This is a genomic window from Dietzia sp. IBK-p2-15D (genome assembly GCF_057773105.1).
This window is the reverse complement of record NZ_JBYMTK010000009.1, coordinates 82,685-101,467: the sequence shown is the minus strand read 5'-3', so window position 1 is coordinate 101,467 and position 18,783 is coordinate 82,685. Positions and strand designations below refer to the sequence as shown.

Here is an 18,783-nt window from a genome sequence, read left to right as displayed (position 1 = left end):
GTGTCGTGGTGTTCGCGGCTGTGCCCGCGATGCGTGTCACCGTCCATCAGTCCGACACCGCCCGCCCGACGGTCACCAGACCGGGGCCGAGGAACCGTGACGCCACCCGGCGGAAGGCGTCGGGATCACCGGTGACGAGGTACTCGTGAGTCGCCGGCTCGGCCGCGTCGTGTGGCCGCAACAGGTCCTGCGCGGTGAGTACCCGCAGCACGTCCTTGGCGGTCTCCTCCGCGCTCGAGACCAGCGTGACGTGGTCCCCCGCCGCCAACTGCACCACACCGGACAGCAACGGGTAATGGGTGCACCCCAGCACCAGGGTGTCGACGTCGGCGTCGCGGATCGGGGCGAGATACCCCTCCGCCAACCCGAGCACCTGACGGCCACTGGTGATGCCGCGCTCGACGAACTCGACGAACTTCGGACACGCCACCGACGTCAGCTCGATCCCGGCGGCCGCGGCCACCGCGTCGTCGTACGCCCGCGACGCCACTGTCGCGCGGGTGGCGATGACCCCGATCCGGCCCGAGCGGGTGGTGGCCACCGCGCGCCGGGCCGCCGGCTGGATGACCTCCACGACCGGTACCGGGTAGCGCTCGCGGGCGTCGCGGAGCATCGCCGCCGACGCCGTGTTGCACGCGATCACCAACACCTTGACCCCGCGGTCGACGAGTTGGTCCGCCACCGCGAGGGCGTGCGCCCGGACCTCGGCCAGCGGCAACGGACCGTACGGCCCGTTGGCGGTGTCACCGACGTAGACCACCGACTCGTCGGGTAGCTGGTCCACGATCGCCCGGGCCACCGTCAGACCGCCGGCGCCGGAGTCGAACACCCCGATGGGAGCCTGCGGGTCGGGGCGCGTCACCTCCGCGGTCCGGCGGACCACCGCGGCTGGGTGGCGAGCTGCTGCTGCGGTTTCCGGTCGCGCTTGAGGCCGTACGCCGACGCCACGCCGCCGATCGCGCCCCCGAGATGGCCCTGCCAGGACACCCCGTCCAGCATCGGCGACAGGCCCGCCAGCGCCTCGAGCCCGTAGTAGAAGCCGATGACCAGTCCGATCACCAGGTGCAGGATGCGCCGGGAGAAAAAGCCCCGGACGATGACGTAGAAGATGTAGCCGAACACGATCCCGGAGGCCCCGATGTGGACGGTCCCGGTGCCGCCGAGCAACCAGGACACCACTCCCGAGATCAGCCACGACACGAGGGTGACGGTGACCAGCGGCCGGATCCCGGACAGGGCGATGATCGACCCCAGCACGAGCAGGGCGATCGAGTTGCCGATCAGGTGCGCCCAGTCCCCGTGCAGCAACGGCTGGAACACGATGCCGAGCAGCCCGTCCGTCGCCAGCGGCTGGACCCCGTAGCCGTCGAGGGTCTGCTGGGGTCCGATCGCCGCGATGATCACCTGGTCCGCCGCCTCGACCACCCACATCAGGGCGACGAACGACCACAGCAGGACCAGGGCCGGCCAGCGCCGCGGCCCCGGGTCTACCGGGCGGGTCGGGCCGGCGCCGGTACCCGGCCACGGCGAACGGGGGTCTCGGTTCACGATGTTCTCCTCATTGCCCGTCGAGGGCTGTGCACAGGGAGTCCTGCATGAAGGTCAGCCAGTGGTACACGTCCAACTGGGCGGACCGGGGGTCATCGTCGGGCACGTACTCGGGGATGTCGGTGGCGGCGACCCCGTCGGACGAGCCCGCCTCCAGCAGGACCGCGCCCAGCCCCAGTCGCACATCATTGAGACACCGCATCCACGAGTTCGCCTGCTCGAGGGTCAGCGAGACCGTCCCGCCTCGCGACGGCAACGAACGCAACACCACGCCCGCGCAGCCGAGTTTCGCGTCGATGATCGCCGGCTCGTGGATCATCCGCATGCCCGAGTTGTGGGCCCGCGCGACGGCCGCCCCGTCCGTGTCGGACCCGTCCGCACGGTCGGCCGCCTCGGGGCGGTGGAAGTCCGGCAACAACCGCGCCAGGGGCGCCTCGGCGGGCACCTGCGAGTGGCCGCTGCGCATACCGGTGATCTCGGCCAGCTCATCGCGCGGGGCGGAGTCCCGGCGCTGTTCGAGCATGTCCACCACGTTGGAGACCAGGGCGTGCAGGATCTGCACCTCGTGGTTCTCCATGACCGACTTGATGCGCGCCCCACCGAGGGACGCCTTGCGCTGCCACGCCTTCACCGCCTCACGCCTCCCGCTGCATCGTGGCCCACAGTCCGGCCTCCTGCAGCTTGCGGACGTCGTTCTCGACCTTGTCGCGGCTGCCGGACGACACCACCGCCCGACCGTCGTTGTGGACCTTGAGCATCAGGTCATGCGCCTTCTCCCTGCTGTAGCCGAACACCCGCTGGAACACGTACGTCACGTAACTCATCAGGTTCACCGGGTCGTCCCAGACCACGGTGAGCCAGGGGCTGTCCACCCCACCGTCGAGGTCCGCGTCCGTGGACTCCACGGGCGCGGCCGACGGCATCGCCATCACCGGGGCGGTGCTCCGGACGGCCGCAAGCGGTGTCGTCACAGGGTGCATGGAACCCAGGATACGGATTCCCGCCGGGTAGGCCACGCCGTAGAGTCGCCCCCGTGACCCCGCCGACTCCCTCCCATGTCACGCCCCCCACCGGGCGACCGTCCACCGCCCTGCTCACGGACAAGTACGAGCTCACCATGATCCGGGCGGCCCTGGCGGACGGCACCGCCGACCGGCCGTGTGTGTTCGAGGTCTTCGCCCGACGCCTGCCCTCCGGCCGTCGGTACGGGGTGGTCGGCGGCACCGGTCGGCTCCTCGAACGCGTGGCGGACTTCCGATTCGACGACGAGGAGATCGAGGCGCTGTCGGGTTCGCTCGACGAGCGGACCACCGACTGGCTCCGCGACTTCCGTTTCACGGGTGACATCGACGGCTACGCGGAGGGCGAATTGTTCTTCCCCGGCTCGCCCGTGCTGAGCATCCGGGGCGGGTTCGCGGAGTGCGTCGTACTCGAGACCCTGGTCCTGTCCGTGCTCAACCACGACAGCGCGATCGCCTCCGCCGCCGCGCGGATGACCTCCGCGGCGTACGGCCGCCCCATCATCGAGATGGGGTCCCGCCGCACACACGAGGAGGCAGCGGTCGCCGCGGCCCGGGCCGCCTACCTCACCGGGTTCGCCTCCACCTCCAACGTGGAGGCGACGCGTCGGCACGGGGTGCCGTCCGCCGGGACGTCCGCCCACTCGTTCACCCTGCTGCACACCGGCCCGGAGGGTCCGGACGAGGCGGCCGCCTTCCGCTCGCAGGTGAAGACCCTCGGTGTGGACACCACCCTCCTGGTGGACACCTACGACATCGCGAAGGGCGTGGCGACGGCGATCGAGGTCGCCGGGCCCGGACTCGGCGGCGTCCGCATCGACTCCGGGGACCTGGGGGTGCTCGCCCGCCAGGTCCGCGGTCAGCTGGACGCCCTCGGCGCCCGCAACACCCGGATCGTGGTCTCCGGCGACCTCGACGAGTACGCGATCGCCGCTCTGCGCGCGGAGCCGGTCGACGTATACGGCGTCGGCACCCGGCTCGTGACCGGCTCGGGCGCCCCGACCGCCGGCATGGTCTACAAACTCGTCGAGGTCGACGGGATCCCCGTGGCCAAGCGCTCCGCCCAGAAGGAGTCCCTGCCCGGCGCCAAGCGGGCGGTCCGCCACCACCGCCGCTCGGGCACCGCCGTCGAGGAGGTGCTGCTGCCGTGGTCCGGGGACGCCCCCGGGGAGCCCGGTCTCGAGACGCGCGATCTCATGGTCCCGCTGATCCGGGGCGGCGAGACCGTACCCGGGCTCCCGACCCTCGAACAGTCACGCGCCCACCACGCCGCCGTGATGGTGTCCCTGCCGTGGGAGGGGCTCGCGCTGAGTCAGGGCGACCCCGCCATCCCCGTGAGGGTCATCCCCCCGGCCACCCGCTGAGCGGAGCAGTCGGTCGATCGCCGACGCACCCGGGTGGGCCCCGAGCCGGCCGGGTCTGCCCCCGAGCCGCCCGGGTCTGCCCCCCGAGCCGCCCGGCGGCCCGGGCCACTGTCCGGTGCGGCCGCTAGGGTATCCGCGTGACCGACTCGCTCCCCCCCGTCTCCGACCTGCTCGCCACCGCGGTCGCGGGTCTGGGCGGCAGCGAACGCACGGGCCAGGTGACGATGGCCGAGGCCGTGGGCAACGCCCTGGCGACGGGGGAACACCTCGCCGTCCAGGCCGGCACGGGCACCGGTAAGTCCCTGGCCTACCTGGTGCCGGCGCTGCGCCACGCCGTGGCCACCGGGAACACCGTGGTGGTCTCCACCGCGACCATCGCGCTACAGAACCAGTTGGTCGACCGCGACCTTCCGCGCCTGTCCAAGGCGCTCCGCCCGGAACTCGGCGTGAGTCCCTCCCACGCGATCCTCAAGGGCCGGGGCAACTACCTGTGCCTGCACCGGGTGAGCTCGGGGCCGGTCGACGAGGCCGACCCGGAGGAGGTGGAGACCGAGGAGCTGTTCGACCTGCCCCTCGGCGGCGAGTCCACGGCCGCGCGCACCCCACGTGAGGCCGCCCCCAGGGACACCGGCCCGAGCTCGTGGCTGGGCCGCGAGATCGCCCGCCTGCACGACTGGGCGCAGGACACCGACACCGGCGACCGCGACGACCTGCCCCGCGGCGTCTCCGACGCGGCGTGGCGACAGGTGTCGGTGACCAGTCGCGAGTGTCTGGGGCAGGTCTGCCCCGAGTTCTCCGAGTGCTTCGCCGAACTGGCGCGCCAGGAGGCCGGCCGCGCCGACGTGGTGGTGACCAACCACGCGCTGCTCGCGATCGACGCCATGACCGATGTCTCCGTGCTGCCCGAACACGACGCGGTGGTGATCGACGAGGCCCACGAGCTGTCCGACCGGGTGACCGGCGTGACGACCGCCGAACTCACCGGCGCGGCCGTGATCCAGGCCGCGCGCCGGGCGGCGAAGCTCGTCGACCAGCAGACCGCGGACCGCATGGTCGCCGCCGGGGAGGGTCTCGCGACGCTGCTGGAGATCTGTCCCGAGGCGCGATGGGACCTCATGCCCGAGGGCGCGGACCTCGCGCTGGCCGCTGTCCGCCACACCGCCGAGAACTGCCGGAGCGCGGTCCCGGGTCCCAAGCCCGGAGAGGCCGCCGGTGACCCACAGGGTGCCTCCGACCGTCAGAAGACCCTCGCCGCGCTGGATGAGATCGCCGACGCCGCGGACCGCATCCTCTCGTCGTTCGAGCGGCCGGTCACCGATCGCCTCGAGATCGTGTGGATGAGCGTGGAGGACCGGCGTGGACGGATCCTGCGCGTCGCTCCTCTGTCCGTCGCCGGGCTCCTGCGTGCCCGCCTGTTCGCCGAGTCCACGGTGATCCTCACCTCCGCGACCCTCACCACGGGCGGGAAGTTCGACGGGCTCGCCGCCACCTGGGGACTGCCGCCCGCCTCGTCGGCACGCCCGGACACGGCGAGCGCGGTGTCGCTCGAACCGCCCTCCGACGACGACGCGAGCGCACTGCGGTGGACGGGCCTCGACGCGGGATCCCCGTTCGACTACCGCCGCAACGGCATCCTCTACGTGGCAGCTCACCTCCCCGCGCCCGGCCGGGAGGGCCCGTCGCCCGCGGCCGAGGAGGAACTGGTCGATCTCATCACCGCCGCCGGGGGCCGCACGCTCGGACTGTTCTCGTCGATGCGCGCGGCGAAGGCGGCCGCCGAACTGCTCCGCGAACGACTCGACACGCCCGTCCTCTGCCAGGGCGAGGACTCGACGGCCAACCTCGTCGCCACGTTCGCCGCCGACGAGGAGACGACCCTCGTGGGCACCCTCTCACTGTGGCAGGGCGTCGACGTCCCGGGACGGACCCTGTCGCTGGTCGTGATCGACCGCATCCCGTTCCCCCGTCCCGACGATCCGCTGCTCTCGGCGCGTCAGCGTGCGGTGGCGGCCCGCGGGGGGAACGGGTTCCTCGCCGTCGCCGGTAACCACGCCGCCCTCCTGCTCGCACAGGGTGTGGGCCGGCTGCTCCGCCGCACCGAGGACCGCGGCGTGGTGGCGGTGCTCGATTCCCGCCTGGTCACCGCACGGTACGGCGGTTACCTGCGCGCCTCCCTGCCGCCGTTCTGGCAGACCACCGACAAGGACGTCGTGACCGGGGCCCTGGAGCGCCTGCGCGACGCCTGAACGCTCCCCGGGCGCCGTTCAGGCGTCGACGGCGATGACCGTGAGCGACCCAGGCGCCACCTCGGTGTAGCCGGCGTCCACCACCGCAGCGACTCCCGGTGCCCCGGCGGCCACCGCCTCCGCCAGGTCCCGCCACCGGGAGGGATCGGCTTCGCGGACCGCGACCGGGAGTCCGTCGGCCAGCCAGCGATCGAGACGATCGCGTTCCATCGCGGCGATGAGCAGCATTACCGCGTGGCCGACCTGCGCCGCCGCCTTTCCCGTCGACATCTCGAGCGCACCGTCGATCCACACCACCGGCGTCTCCTCGGGCGGCGCGCCGGGCTCGTCACGCTCGAGGTCGGTACCGCCGATCTGCAGTCTGGCCAGCCGCGGGTCCACCTCGTCCACCGGGCCGGGGACGAACGCCCGAGCGGCGGCGCCGTCGATCTCCCGGGTCACCCCGGGGACCTCGAGCGAGGCCCGCCACTGGGCGCCGCGGGCCCGTCGGGCGATCTTGCGCATCCGGGCGTCCAACCACGCGGAGTAGGCCTCGTGCCACGGCCCTCCCGGGGCGACCCGTTCGTCGAGGCACAGCGCCGCGACCGCGCCGGCCACCGACTCGAGCAGCGGGGTCCGGGCCGGCGGGTCCGCCTTGGGCAGGTGCAGCACGATCGGCATCGACCGAACGGTCGCACGATCCTCGGGGTCCTCCGCGCCGGCCGAGCCCGCCCGGAGTCGGGCGTGGCACCAGTCGAGCGCGGCGCCGGTCGCCGGGCCGCCGTTCACGGGCGCATCGGGCTCGGGAGCGCCCTCCCCCGCCCCGGGCGCGCCGGTCACGTCAGGGGGACGCGGCGGTACGTCCCGGCGGCGGTGTCCGCGGCCTCGATCTCGTCGCGGGTGATCCCCAGCACGAACAGCACGGTGTCGAGGAACGGTTTGGACAGAGACGCGTCCGCCACCTCGCGGAGGGCGGGCTTCGCGCAGAACGCGATCCCCAACCCGGCGGTGGTGAGCATGTCGATGTCGTTGGCGCCGTCACCGACCGCGACGGTCTGACTCAGGGAGATGCCGAGCTCGTCGGCGAACTCGCGGAGGTAGGCGGCCTTCGCCTCGCGGTCCACCACCTCGCCGACCACCCGGCCGGTGAGCGTGCCGTCCACGATCTCGAGGGTGTTGGCGCGGGCGAAGTCGAGTCCCAGCTCCTCGGCGAGGCCGGAGATCACCTGGATGAAGCCGCCGGAGACCACCCCGCAACGGATCCCCAGCCGCTTGAGCGTGCGGATGGTGGTGCGGGCACCGGGCGTGAGCACGATGCTCGAGGCGACCTCGTCCAGCACGGTGGCGGGCAGACCCGCCAGAGTCGCGACACGCTCGTGCAGGGACTGGGCGAAGTCGAGCTCTCCGCGCATGGCCCGCTCCGTGACGGCCCGGACCTCGTCCTCCTTACCCGCGTGCGCGGCGAGCATCTCGATCACCTCGCCCTGGACGAGGGTGGAGTCCACGTCGAACACCACCAGTCGCTTGGACCGACGGCCGAGCCCGGCCCGGTCCACCGAGATGTCGACGCCGTGGGCGTCCGAGAGGGGGGCGAGGGTCTCGCGCAGGCGGGCATCGTCGGCCGAGTCCCGGCCGACGGTGGACACGTGCAACTCGATACCGGTGACCGGGTAGTCGGCGATCCCGCGGATCGTGTCGATGTTCGCGCCGATGGAGGCCAGCGAGCCGGCGACGGCCGAGAACGCGGAGGCCGGGACGGGGCTGCCGAGGATCACGACCGCGTGAGTGGAGGGCGGGGCCGCGGGGGCGATGTCGTCGAACTGGACCTCGAGATGCATCCCGAGGTCGTGGACCTGCTCGGTGAGCTCCCGGACGACGGTCACCACATCGGCGCCGTCGTCCACCCGGACCATGAGACCCAGGGACAGATGGCCGTTGACGACGACCTGCTCCACGTCGACCAGATCGGCGTGGTGGGACGCGAGAACGGACATCACCCGCGCGGTCACGCCCGGGCGGTCGGGCCCGGTGACGGTGAGGAGAGCCGGGGTGCCGGTGGTGCTCACATGTACTCCTGACAGGTGATCGGGGAAGGCGGTGCTGGTGTTGCGGGGCCTGACAAGCGGAAACCCCGCCGGTGGACGAGCCTGCCGACGGGGTTCCCGGGACCTACGCCCGTGGGTGAGTACGGGCGGGCGGTCAGCCCTTCTGCGGGGATGGTCCCCGGTCGGCCACATCCTTGGCCGAGTCCGGGTCCTGTGCCTTGACCCGTCCACCGACGTGGGCTTCCGCACGCATCCGCTCGCTCATGTGCGGGTAGTGCAGCTCGAACGCGGGGCGCTCGGAGCGGATCCGGGGCAGCGTCACGAAGTTGTGGCGCGGCGGCGGGCAGGAGGTCGCCCACTCGAGGGAGTTGCCCGCGCCCCACGGGTCGTCGACCGTGACGATCTCCCCGTAGCGCCAGCTCTTGATGATGTTCCAGATGAACGGCAGCATTGCGATGCCGAGGATGAACGAACCGACGGTGGAGATCTGGTTGAGGACCGTGAAATTGTCCGAGTCCAGGTAGTCGGCGTACCGGCGCGGCATGCCCTGGTTGCCCAGCCAGTGCTGCACCAGGAACGTCGTGTGGAAACCGATGAAGATCAGCCAGAAGTGGATCTTGCCGAGCCGCTCGTCGTACATCCGGCCCGTCATCTTGGGGAACCAGAAGTACACGCCGGCGAACGTGGCGAACACGATGGTGCCGAAGAGCGTGTAGTGGAAGTGCGCCACGATGAAGTACGTGTCCGAGATGTGGAAGTCGATCGGCGCCGAGGCCATCATCACGCCGGTCAGACCGCCGAAGAGGAAGGTGATGATGAAGCCGAGGGCGAACAGCATCGGCGTCTCGAAGGTCATCTTGCCGCGCCACATCGTGCCGATCCAGTTGAAGAACTTCACGCCGGTCGGGACCGCGATGAGGAACGTCATGAAGGAGAAGAACGGCAGCAGCACCGCGCCGGTGACGTACATGTGGTGCGCCCACACGGCCATCGACAGTGCGGCGATCGCGAGGGTCGCGAAGACCAGGCCGGCGTAGCCGAACAGCGGCTTGCGGGAGAAGACCGGGAAGACCTCGGAGACGATGCCGAAGAACGGCAGCGCGAGGACGTACACCTCGGGGTGACCGAAGAACCAGAACAGGTGCTGCCACAGGATGGCGCCACCGTTGCCCGGATCGTAGATGCGACCACCGAAGGTGCGGTCGTAGAATACGCCGAGCGCGGCCGCGGTGAGCAGCGGGAAGATCAGCAGGATGAGGACCGACGCCACGAGGATGTTCCACGTGAAGATCGGCATCCGGAACATCGTCATACCCGGTGCGCGCAGGCAGATGATGGTGGTGACGAAGTTGACGGCGCCGAGGATGGTGCCGATACCGCCGATGCCGACGCCGAGGATCCAGAGGTCCGCACCGACGTTCGGCGAGTGGATCTTGTCCGCCAGCGGCATGTACATGGTCCAGCCGAAGGACGCCGCGCCACCGGGGGTCAGGAAGCCGGAGAGCATGATCGTGCCGCCCGCGGAGAACAGCCAGAAGCCGAACGCGTTGAGGCGCGGGAACGCCACGTCGGGGGCGCCGATCTGCAGCGGCATGATGTAGTTCGCGAATCCGACGACGATCGGGGTTCCGTAGAGCAGCAGCATCACCGTGCCGTGCATGGTGAACAGCTGGTTGAACTGCTCATTCGACAGGAACTGCATACCCGGGAAGAAGAGCTCCGCCCGGATGAGCAGCGCCATGAGGCCGCCGACGAAGAAGAAGATGAAGCAGGTGACGATGTACATGATGCCGAGCAACTTGTGGTCGGTCGTCGTCAGCATCTTCCACACGAACGAGCCCGGCCGGGCATCACCCGTGGGTTCACCCGGCGGGTGGTCGAGTTCGTGGACCGGCTTGGGGGCCACTGCGGTCATAAGGGTCCTCCTGAACGCCTCACCCGACGTCGCGGGTCGAACCACCGACCCCACGTCGAACGCATAGGAATAGTGCGTGACCGCAATCCTAACCCCCGCCTGAGAGAGACGCCCACCCGCCCCGTCGAACTCGTCACCGGTGGTCACCCCCGCTAATCGCGCCGTGGTCCGGCACGCCGGGGCGGGCACCCGCCGCCCGCCCGCGACCTCCGCGTGAGCGACCCCACCCGGCCGATCTCCTAGGCTGTTGTCCCATGACCGATTCCGTGACCGCCCCCCGCCGACACCCCGCGCGGGGGTATGCGCGGCGCGCCGTCAGGGCGGCGGTCCCCCTGGCGGCCGGGCTGACGCTCGTGGCGTGTGGCCCCTCCCCCGTCGACATGGTCGAGCACCCGATGACGACGACCCCGTCGCGGATGGCCGGTGAGGAGCTGCAGCGCTCGGCGGAGCCCGAGGAGTCGTGCGCCCCGGCACCGGTCCCCGGGGAGTTCCCCGGGTCGGGTGACCGCCGGGTCCCCACGGAGGGGCCGGGTCCGGACCGGGTGGAGGTTCCGCGGTCGCCGGAGAGGATTTTGGCGCTCGGCACAGGTGCGGTGGACACGGCCTGTGCCCTCGGGCTGCAGGACCTCGTCGTCGGCACGTCCGGCCTACCCGACGGTGCGGACGTCTACCTGCCCGACTCACTGACCGGACTCCCGACGGTCGGCCCCCTCGTCGGCGCGGACCCCGACGAGGTCGCGCGGGCCGCGCGGGAACTGCGTCCGGACCTCATCGTGCTGGCCGGGTCGGACGAGGTGGACCCGGCCGTCGTCGCCGCCATGACTGATGTCGCCCCCACCGTGGTCTACGACGCCGACGTCCTCGCCTGGACAGAGGCCACCGAGGCGATCGCCGACGCCTACGGTCGGCCCCGCGCCGGCGGCGATCTGCTGCTGGATGTGATCGAGCGGGCGCAGCGCACCGCCGACGCGACCACCCCGTCGGACACCCGGGTCTCCCTGGTGTCGGTGACCGGAGGGGACGGTGACGGCGTGGAGGTGCAGCGGCCGGACACGCTGGGCTCCCTGATGCTCGAGGCCGTGGGTGCCGAGCGCCACCCTGCGCAACGCACGCGCGACGGCGAGCGCCTCCCGCCCCTGCCGCAGTCCCCGGCCGTGGGTGACGAACTGGACGGGGATGTGATCTTCGCGGTGGTGGGAGGCGGGCCCGGCTCCGAGGACGAGGCGCGGGAGGTCTTCGCCTCGGACAGGTGGACGGACCTCGACGCCGTGGGATCGCAGCGCGTGTTCGTGGTGGACCGTGCCGTGTGGGAGGGCGCGGGCCCGGTGGCGGCGCGGGCGGTCCTCGACGACATCCGGGGATCGATCAACGGGGTCGCACCGGACGGGTAGCCAGCAGTCCCTCCACGACAGTGGATCGACGACGCCCCTGCGACCACGTTCGGTCGCAGGGGCGTCGTGAGGCGGTTCCGGTGTGTCAGAAGTCCCAGTCCTCGTCCTCCGTGGCCTCGGCCTTGCCCATGACGTAGGAGCTGCCGGAGCCGGAGAAGAAGTCGTGGTTCTCGTCGGCGTTGGGGCTCAGTGCCGACAGGATGGCCGGGTCGACGTCGGTCTCGTCCTTGGGGAACATGCCCTCGTAGCCCATGTTCATCAACGCCTTGTTGGCGTTGTACCGCAGGAACTTCTTGACGTCCTCGGTCCAGCCCACCGGATCGTAGAGATCCTCGGTGTAGTCCGCCTCGTTGTCGTATAGCTCGAACAGCAGCTCGAAGGTGTAGTCCTTGAGCTCGTCCCGCTCTGCCTGGGTGACCTGCTCGAGGCCGCGCTGGTACTTGTACCCGATGTAGTAGCCGTGCACGGCCTCGTCGCGGATGATGAGCCGGATGACGTCGGCGGTGTTGGTGAGCTTGGCACGCGAGGACCACCGCATGGGCAGGTAGAAACCCGAGTAGAACATGAACGACTCGAGCATCACCGAGGCGATCTTGCGCTTGAGCGGATCGTCCCCCGCGTAGTACCCGAGCACGATCTTGGCCTTCTTCTGGAGGAAGGGGTTCTCCTCCGCCCAGCGGAACGCGTCGTCCACCTGCGGCGTCGAGCACAGCGTGGAGAAGATCGTCGAGTAGCTCTTGGCGTGCACCGACTCCATGAACGCGATGTTGGTGAGCACCGCCTCCTCGTGCGGGGTCGACGCGTCGGGGATCATGCTGACCGCGCCGACCGTGCCCTGCAGGGTGTCCAGCAGGGTCAGGCCGGTGAAGACGCGGGTGGTGAGCTGCTGCTCGTACTCGGTCAGGGTCTGCCACGACGGGATGTCGTTGGAGACCGGCACCTTCTCCGGCAACCAGAAGTTGGTGGTGAGCCGGCCCCAGACCTGATCGTCGACCTCGTCGGGGACGCGGTTCCAGTTGATGGCCGACACCCGGTCGACGAGCTTGGGCTGGATGCCTGCGGCGGGACTGTGGGATCCCGGAGCGTGCAGCTCGGCGGTCATCGGATCTCCTCCTGGTGGCGTGTGGGGTTGGGGACGCAGGCGTGCGGCCGGGCGGTCAGAGCATGCACGAGACGCAGCCCTCGACCTCGGTGCCCTCGAGCGCGAGCTGACGCACGCGGATGTAGTACAGGGTCTTGATGCCCTTGCGCCACGCGTAGATCTGGGCTCGGTTGACCTCACGGGTGGTGGCCGTGTCCTTGAAGAACAGGGTCAGTGACAGACCCTGGTCGACGTGCTGGGTGGCCGCCGCGTACGTGTCGATGATCTTCTCGTAGCCGATCTCGTACGCGTCCTGGTAGTAGTCCAGGTTGTCGTTCGTCAGGTAGGGCGCCGGGTAGTAGACGCGCCCGATCTTGCCCTCCTTGCGGATCTCGATCTTCGACGCCACGGGGTGGATCGACGAGGTCGAGTTGTTGATGTAGCTGATCGACCCCGTCGGCGGCACGGCCTGCAGGTTCTGGTTGTAGATGCCGTACTTCTGCACGTCGGCCTTCAGTGCGCGCCAGTCCTCCTGCGTCGGGATGGTCACCTCGGCCTCGGAGAACAGGGTGCGGACCCGGTCGGTGGCCGGCTCCCACACCTGGTCGGTGTACTTGTCGAAGAACTCACCCGAGGCGTACTTCGACTCGGGGAACCCGGCGAACCAGGTCCCGCGCTCGCGCGCGATCGCATTGGACGACCGGAGTGCGTGGAAGAGCACCGTGTAGAAGTAGATGTTGGTGAAGTCGACGCCCTCCTCGGATCCGTAGTGGATCCGCTCACGCGCGAGGTAGCCGTGGAGGTTCATCTGCCCCAGACCGATCGCGTGCGACTCCGAGTTGCCCCGCTCGATCGAGGGCACGGAGTCGATGTGGGTCTGGTCGGAGACCGCGGTCAGTCCCCGGATCGCCGTCTCGATGGTCCGCCCGAAGTCCGGCGAGTCCATGGCCTTGGCGATGTTGAGCGATCCCAGGTTGCAGGAGATGTCCTTACCCACCTCGGAGTAGCTCAGGTCCTCGTTGAACTCCGATGCCGTGGAGACCTGGAGGATCTCCGAGCACAGGTTGGAGTGCGTGATCTTGCCGGCGATCGGGTTTGCCCGGTTCACGGTGTCCTCGTACATGATGTACGGGTATCCGGACTCGAACTGCAGCTCGGCGACGGTCTGGAAGAAGTGCCGGGCGTTGATCTTGGTCTTCTTGATCCGGCTGTCCTCGACCATCTCGTGGTAGTGCTCCGAGATGTCCACGTCCGCGAACGGCTTGCCGTAGATCCGCTCGACGTCGTACGGCGAGAACAGGTACATGTCGTCGTTGCGCTTGGCGAGCTCGAAGGTGATGTCCGGGATCACCACGCCCAGGGAGAGCGTCTTGATGCGGATCTTCTCGTCCGCGTTCTCCCGCTTGGTGTCGAGGAACTTGAAGATGTCCGGGTGGTGCGCGTGCAGGTACACGGCGCCGGCACCCTGGCGGGCCCCGAGCTGGTTGGCGTAGGAGAACGAGTCCTCCAGCAGCTTCATCACGGGGATGACGCCCGACGACTGGTTCTCGATGTGCTTGATGGGCGCGCCGTGCTCACGGAGGTTGGACAGCAGCAGTGCCACGCCGCCGCCGCGCTTGGACAGCTGCAGCGCGGAGTTGATGCTGCGGCCGATGGACTCCATGTTGTCCTCGATGCGCAGCAGGAAGCACGAGACGGGCTCCCCGCGCTGCTTCTTGCCCGAGTTGAGGAACGTGGGCGTGGCCGGCTGGAAGCGACCGTCGATGATCTCGTCCACCAGCTGCCGGGCCAGCACCTGGTCGCCGGCGGCGAGGGTCAGCGCCACCATGCACACGCGGTCCTCGTAGCGCTCGAGGTAGCGCTTCCCGTCGAAGGTCTTGAGCGTGTACGAGGTGTAGTACTTGAACGCGCCGAGGAAGGTCGGGAAGCGGAACTTCTTGGCGTACGCGTGGTCGAACAGCTCGCGGACGAAGTTGCGCGCGTACTGGTCCAGCACCTCGCGCTCGTAGTAGTCCTTCTCGACCAGGTAGTCGAGCTTCTCGTCCAGGTTGTGGAAGAAGACCGTGTTCTGGTTGACGTGCTGCAGGAAGTACTCCCGCGCCGCCCGACGGTCCGCGTCGAACTGGATCTTCCCGTCCGCGTCGTAGAGGTTGAGCATCGCGTTGAGGGCGTGGTAGTCGAGACGCTGACCCTCGCCCGCCTCTCCCGCGGTGATGCTCTCGGGGTTCACGGTTGGTGCTGCCAAAACTCTTCCAATCCCTCTCGGACGCGGATGACGTCCTCGTGTGTGCCCATCAACTCGAAGCGGTAGAGGTACGGGACCCCCACCTTCTCGGCGATCACGTCGCCGGAGCGACCGAAATCCCGTCCGAAGTTGGTGTTGCCGCCGGCGATGACTCCCCGGCAGAGACTTCTGTTGTGCGCGTTGTTGAGGAACGCGACCACCTGCCGCGGGACCGCGGCGCCGTTCTTGCCTGTGATCTCGAGGCTTCCCCCGTAGGTCGGAACGATCAGAACATACGGGTCCGACACCGTCGGGACGGGCTCGGTCCTCCGCACCGGGATACGCAGTGCGGGGAGACCGAGCCGGTCGACGAATCGTTTGGTGTTCTCGGAGATGTTGGAGAAGTAGACGATCCTCACCGGCTTCTCGGCCGGTATCGGAGCCGCCATCGCCGCCCCCTTGTCGAAGGAATCCTGGTGTTACCGCGCCGTCGGACTACGACCGCGCAGTCAGGCCGCCACGGTGGCGAGTGCCTTGATGCGGTCCGGGCGGAAGCCGGACCAGTGGTCGGAGCCCGCGACCACGACGGGCGCCTGGAGGTACCCGAGCGCCATGACGTACTCCCGAGCCTCGTCGTCCATCGAGATGTCGATGATCTCGTACTCGATGCCCTGCTTGTCGAGCGCCTTGTAGGTGGCGTTGCACTGGACGCAGGCGGGCTTGGTGTAGACGGTGACCATGTGTCTCAGGACCTCTTTCGGCACGGCGCCCGGACGGCGCGAGGGACTCTTCTCGTAGCGGCTTCCCGGGCCCGGGCTCTCGCCCGGCCTGTGGATAACCGCGGTGTCTGTCGGGGGTCACGGTCCGAATCCCACGAGTGACATTCATTGGAGCCGCAACGCTTCTAGACACTACCCCTAGTGGCCAGCGAGTCAATCGACCACAACATTTTGGTCTTACATCGCTGGTATTCCCAGGTCGCGATCCCGCCTTGTGGACACCGTGGGCCCCCGGTGGGAACCCCGCCCCCGGACCGTCGATCCAGCGCCGCGCACCCCTACGGTCGCACGCCGATCACCGTCCCGGAGCGGCGGGTCTGCATCCCACAGGAGCTCCCCAGAGACCCCACAGATTGTCCCCACGCCCTCCACAAGCACGTGGCTGATCGTGCGTCCGGGGCGTGGACGGATGTGGCGGGCCGGGGACGGTTCACCGCCGGGTGCGAGTCGTCCCACGAGGCAGTGGTGGGCGCCGGGAAGAGTACGACGACGACGAGGGCCCGCCGCCGGCGAACCGGTGGCGGGCCCTCGAGGGTGCGTGAGAACTCACGCGGACATGTCAGCCCTGGCGGGCCTTGAAACGGGGGTCCTTCTTGTTGATCACGTAGACCTTGCCGCGACGACGGACAACCTGGGCGCCCGGCTTGTTCTTCAGCGACCGAAGGGACTTGCGGACCTTCATCTGGCGCTCCTTAGGCTCTCGGGGCGGCCGCTATGGCCGCCGACACGACTGGGGATCACTGTGCGACACGCCCGTCCCGAAAGGTCGGATGTACGACACACAACTGGTCCATCGTAACGGACTGCCCGGCCAGAACTCCAACCGGCGACGAACGGCACCCCGCCCGCACCCCGGCCGCACCCCGACCGCGCTCCGGGCACTCGCGGCCACCGGCGGAGATGTCACGCGGTCGTCACACGTGGTTCCTATGCTGACGCCATGACCGAGACCACGACAGACCGCGCCGCTGCCCTGCGCGCCACCATCATCGCCGAACTCGGCGTCCGTCCCGACATCGATCCCGCGGAGGAGGTCGAGTCGCGGGTCACGTTCCTGGCCGACTACCTCCGTTCGACCCCCGCCACGGGCTTCGTCCTGGGGATCAGCGGCGGGCAGGACTCCACCCTTGCCGGCCGGCTCTGCCAGCTCGCCGCGGAGCGACTCAGGGACGAGGGGATGTCGCGCGCCCGGTTCGTGGCGATGCGCCTGCCCTACGGCGAACAGGCCGACGAGGCCGACGCGCAGGCGGCCCTGGAGTTCATCCATCCGGACGAGAGCCTCACGGTGGATGTCCGCCCCGCCTCCGACGCCGCCTCCGAGGCCGCCTCCGCCGCACTCACGGCTCTGCCCGACGAGGCGGGGCCGCTCCGTGACTTCGTCCGTGGCAACGTCAAGGCGCGTGAGCGGATGATCGCCCAGTACGCCGTGGCCGGGCAACTGAACCTCCTCGTCGTCGGCACCGACCACGCCGCCGAGGCGGTCACCGGCTTCTTCACCAAGTACGGCGACGGCGGGGTCGACCTGACCCCCCTGACCGGTCTCACCAAACGACAGGGCGCGGCACTGCTGCGCCACCTCGGCGCGCCGGACTCCACCTGGCGCAAGGTCCCCACCGCCGACCTCGAGGACGACCGGCCGGGCCTGCCCGACGAGGTCGCGCTCGGGGTGACGTACACCCAGATCGACGATTACCTCGAGGGGCGCGACGGGGTCCCGCCCGAGGCCTCCGCGCGCATCGAGCAGCTGTTCCTGGGCTCGCGCCACAAGCGCACGGTGCCCGCCACCCCGCTCGACACGTGGTGGCGCTGAGCGGTCTGAGGAAACGAGTCGTCAGCGCAGCAGCGACCACACGGTCTCGAGCGCCTCGGGTGTGGCGGGGACGTCATAGGACTGGGTGGTGAAGACCGCCGCGGCCCGCCCGGTGCCGCGGTCGACGTACCCGATCGTTCCCAGTCCCCCGGCCCAGCCGACCACGCCACCCGGGCGGACCTCCACCTGGAACCCGTAGCCGCAGCCGGGCCCGAGGAAACCCTCCGCACTCGCCCGCTGCGGCGCGGTCAGATGGTCGGTGGTCATCAGCAGTGCGCTCTCCGCATCGAGCACCGGGCCACCGTCGACGAGCACACCCAAGAGCTCCAGATAATCGCCCACCGTCGCGGCGAGGCCGCAGGCGAGGGACTCGAAGACCGGCGGCACCGCGAACCTGCTCGCGGTGTCCAGTGGCGAAACCCTGCCGTCGGGCCCGAGGCCGTACGAGGTGGGGAGACGGGAGAGGTCGGCCGTGAACCCCGTGTCCGCCAGCCCCAGTGGCCCGGTGAGGTGCTCGGCCAGCAACTCGGTCACGGACGAGCCGGTGGCGCGGGCGAGGAGCACCCCGAGGACGTCGCTACTGGTGTGGTACCACCATTGCTGGCCCGGCTGGCCCGCTAAGGGCAGCTCCGCCAGGCGCCGGAGATACTCGTCCGGCGCGACGGCCGGTGCGTACGGTCCCGGGGCGACCCCGCGCTCGGACATCGCCTCCGACAGCGCCGGGTTCTCCCCCGCCCAGCCGACACCCGCGGTCATGGTGAGCAGGTGCCGCAGCGTGACGGGCCGCTCGGCCGGGACCGTGTGGTCCGGCGGGCCGCCCGGCGTCGCCAGCACGCGCGGGTCTGCCAGTTCGGGCAAGAACGTGTCCACCGGGTCGTCGAGGGTCAGTACGCCTCGTTCCACGAGACGCATCGCCACGATCCCGCCGACCGGCTTGGTGTTGGACGACAGTGGGAACACCGCGTCCTCCCCCAGCGCGGGTCCGCCCACGGTGCGGGCACCGCCGGAGACGATCCTGGAGCGCCCGCTCTGGCGGATGCCACAGACGTATCCGACCAGCCGACCGTGGTCGACGAGCGCGTCGAGCACGTCGACGACGTCCGTGATCTCCCCTGGGCCCGCCACACCCCGACACTACGACGGCGGACCGGATGGCGGAAGACGCCAAATGGCGAGATCCCGGGACATCGTTTCCGTTGTCCCGGGATCTCGTCCTCGGTGGAGCTAAGGGGACTCGAACCCCTGACCCCCACACTGCCAGTGTGGTGCGCTACCAGCTGCGCCATAGCCCCGTATCCATTTGTCCGCCGCTCACCTCTCGGTGACCGGCCCGACCTAAGTTACACCACCACGGTTCGGGCCTCCAAATCGGGCCCGGCCCC

Annotated in this window: 17 protein-coding genes and 1 tRNA gene; 4 read left to right on the top strand and 14 right to left on the bottom strand. The window is 69.8% G+C overall.

Annotation, left to right across the window (positions count from 1 at the left end):
• Window positions 1-46: 46 nt before the first annotated feature.
• The 4 genes from murI to clpS are packed head-to-tail and all read right to left on the bottom strand — an operon-like array spanning window position 47 to window position 2,528.
• Entirely contained in the window at window positions 47-862 is an 816-nt protein-coding gene (gene murI / locus AC3DEV_RS12815; RefSeq protein ID WP_472981181.1) for a glutamate racemase, read from the bottom strand.
• Window positions 859-1,548, bottom strand: a complete 690-nt coding sequence (locus AC3DEV_RS12810) for a rhomboid family intramembrane serine protease (protein WP_120286377.1) — start codon at window positions 1,546-1,548, stop codon at window positions 859-861. The genes murI and AC3DEV_RS12810 overlap by 4 nt, the downstream gene beginning before the upstream one ends.
• Before the next feature lie 10 nt (window positions 1,549-1,558).
• Complete coding sequence (locus AC3DEV_RS12805) at window positions 1,559-2,179, bottom strand: DUF2017 domain-containing protein (protein ID WP_120286378.1); 621 nt, start codon at window positions 2,177-2,179, stop codon at window positions 1,559-1,561.
• 4 nt (window positions 2,180-2,183) lie between these two features.
• The gene (gene clpS / locus AC3DEV_RS12800; protein WP_096907308.1) at window positions 2,184-2,528 is read right to left on the bottom strand and encodes an ATP-dependent Clp protease adapter ClpS; all 345 of its coding nucleotides are present in this window, start codon (window positions 2,526-2,528) and stop codon (window positions 2,184-2,186) included.
• 53 nt (window positions 2,529-2,581) lie between these two features.
• Between clpS and AC3DEV_RS12795 the strand changes: the two genes are divergently transcribed.
• Together AC3DEV_RS12795 and AC3DEV_RS12790 are read left to right on the top strand one after the other, a co-directional pair.
• Entirely contained in the window at window positions 2,582-3,931 is a 1,350-nt protein-coding gene (locus AC3DEV_RS12795) for a nicotinate phosphoribosyltransferase (protein WP_488372363.1), read from the top strand.
• A gap of 137 nt (window positions 3,932-4,068) precedes the next feature.
• Window positions 4,069-6,177 carry an ATP-dependent DNA helicase gene (locus AC3DEV_RS12790; RefSeq protein ID WP_488372362.1) on the top strand — a complete coding sequence of 703 codons (2,109 nt, stop codon included), beginning with the start codon at window positions 4,069-4,071 and terminating at the stop codon, window positions 6,175-6,177.
• 18 nt (window positions 6,178-6,195) lie between these two features.
• On the opposite strand, the gene AC3DEV_RS12785 is transcribed toward AC3DEV_RS12790, so the two are convergent.
• The 3 genes from AC3DEV_RS12785 to ctaD form a co-directional block, all read right to left on the bottom strand.
• Window positions 6,196-6,996 (bottom strand): peptidyl-tRNA hydrolase, encoded by an 801-nt coding sequence (locus AC3DEV_RS12785; RefSeq protein ID WP_488372361.1) that lies wholly within the window; start codon window positions 6,994-6,996, stop codon window positions 6,196-6,198.
• A complete protein-coding gene (serB, locus tag AC3DEV_RS12780) occupies window positions 6,993-8,222 on the bottom strand; it encodes a phosphoserine phosphatase SerB (RefSeq protein WP_488372359.1) in 1,230 nt (409 codons plus the stop codon). Before serB ends, AC3DEV_RS12785 begins: the two co-directional genes overlap by 4 nt.
• Before the next feature lie 133 nt (window positions 8,223-8,355).
• Window positions 8,356-10,116, bottom strand: a complete 1,761-nt coding sequence (gene ctaD, locus AC3DEV_RS12775; RefSeq protein WP_488372358.1) for an aa3-type cytochrome oxidase subunit I — start codon at window positions 10,114-10,116, stop codon at window positions 8,356-8,358.
• Window positions 10,117-10,370: 254 nt separating this feature from the next.
• On the opposite strand from ctaD, the gene AC3DEV_RS12770 reads away from it, so the two are divergent.
• Window positions 10,371-11,507, top strand: coding sequence for an ABC transporter substrate-binding protein (locus AC3DEV_RS12770; RefSeq protein ID WP_488372357.1), 1,137 nt, complete (start codon window positions 10,371-10,373; stop codon window positions 11,505-11,507).
• 85 nt (window positions 11,508-11,592) lie between these two features.
• Here the strand turns inward: AC3DEV_RS12770 and nrdF are convergent, their stop codons facing one another.
• The 5 genes from nrdF to ykgO all read right to left on the bottom strand — a co-directional run bounded on the left by nrdF (window position 11,593) and on the right by ykgO (window position 16,273).
• Window positions 11,593-12,609: a class 1b ribonucleoside-diphosphate reductase subunit beta gene (gene nrdF, locus AC3DEV_RS12765; RefSeq protein ID WP_488372356.1), complete on the bottom strand. Its 1,017-nt coding sequence runs from the start codon at window positions 12,607-12,609 to the stop codon at window positions 11,593-11,595.
• A 55-nt stretch (window positions 12,610-12,664) separates the two neighbouring features.
• The gene (nrdE, locus tag AC3DEV_RS12760) at window positions 12,665-14,746 is read right to left on the bottom strand and encodes a class 1b ribonucleoside-diphosphate reductase subunit alpha (protein ID WP_488372390.1); all 2,082 of its coding nucleotides are present in this window, start codon (window positions 14,744-14,746) and stop codon (window positions 12,665-12,667) included.
• Between the two features lie 68 nt (window positions 14,747-14,814).
• Window positions 14,815-15,261 carry a class Ib ribonucleoside-diphosphate reductase assembly flavoprotein NrdI gene (gene nrdI / locus AC3DEV_RS12755; RefSeq protein WP_067712422.1) on the bottom strand — a complete coding sequence of 149 codons (447 nt, stop codon included), beginning with the start codon at window positions 15,259-15,261 and terminating at the stop codon, window positions 14,815-14,817.
• 60 nt (window positions 15,262-15,321) lie between these two features.
• Window positions 15,322-15,552 carry a redoxin NrdH gene (locus AC3DEV_RS12750; RefSeq protein ID WP_067712419.1) on the bottom strand — a complete coding sequence of 77 codons (231 nt, stop codon included), beginning with the start codon at window positions 15,550-15,552 and terminating at the stop codon, window positions 15,322-15,324.
• Window positions 15,553-16,150: 598 nt separating this feature from the next.
• On the bottom strand, window positions 16,151-16,273 hold the full coding sequence (gene ykgO, locus AC3DEV_RS12745; protein ID WP_003852698.1) for a type B 50S ribosomal protein L36: 123 nt from the start codon (window positions 16,271-16,273) through the stop codon (window positions 16,151-16,153).
• A gap of 258 nt (window positions 16,274-16,531) precedes the next feature.
• On the opposite strand from ykgO, the gene nadE reads away from it, so the two are divergent.
• Window positions 16,532-17,401, top strand: a complete 870-nt coding sequence (gene nadE, locus AC3DEV_RS12740) for an NAD(+) synthase (RefSeq protein ID WP_488372354.1) — start codon at window positions 16,532-16,534, stop codon at window positions 17,399-17,401.
• A 21-nt stretch (window positions 17,402-17,422) separates the two neighbouring features.
• Here nadE and AC3DEV_RS12735 read toward each other — a convergent pair whose 3' ends face one another.
• Together AC3DEV_RS12735 and AC3DEV_RS12730 are read right to left on the bottom strand one after the other, a co-directional pair.
• A complete protein-coding gene (locus tag AC3DEV_RS12735; protein ID WP_488372353.1) occupies window positions 17,423-18,526 on the bottom strand; it encodes a serine hydrolase domain-containing protein in 1,104 nt (367 codons plus the stop codon).
• Window positions 18,527-18,620: 94 nt separating this feature from the next.
• Window positions 18,621-18,693, bottom strand: a tRNA-Ala gene (locus AC3DEV_RS12730).
• Window positions 18,694-18,783: the final 90 nt, after the last annotated feature.

Bases quoted from the DNA above. Each gene is read 5' to 3' on its own strand.
- clpS (WP_096907308.1), bottom strand. From the start codon at position 2,528: ATGCACCCTGTGACGACACCGCTTGCGGCCGTCCGGAGCACCGCCCCG.
- ctaD (WP_488372358.1), bottom strand. From the start codon at position 10,116: ATGACCGCAGTGGCCCCCAAGCCGGTCCACGAACTCGACCACCCGCCG.
- AC3DEV_RS12770 (WP_488372357.1), top strand. From the start codon at position 10,371: ATGACCGATTCCGTGACCGCCCCCCGCCGACACCCCGCGCGGGGGTAT.
- nrdF (WP_488372356.1), bottom strand. From the start codon at position 12,609: ATGACCGCCGAGCTGCACGCTCCGGGATCCCACAGTCCCGCCGCAGGC.
- nrdE (WP_488372390.1), bottom strand. From the start codon at position 14,746: ATGCTCAACCTCTACGACGCGGACGGGAAGATCCAGTTCGACGCGGAC.
- nrdI (WP_067712422.1), bottom strand. From the start codon at position 15,261: ATGGCGGCTCCGATACCGGCCGAGAAGCCGGTGAGGATCGTCTACTTC.
- AC3DEV_RS12750 (WP_067712419.1), bottom strand. From the start codon at position 15,552: ATGGTCACCGTCTACACCAAGCCCGCCTGCGTCCAGTGCAACGCCACC.
- ykgO (WP_003852698.1), bottom strand. From the start codon at position 16,273: ATGAAGGTCCGCAAGTCCCTTCGGTCGCTGAAGAACAAGCCGGGCGCC.
- nadE (WP_488372354.1), top strand. From the start codon at position 16,532: ATGACCGAGACCACGACAGACCGCGCCGCTGCCCTGCGCGCCACCATC.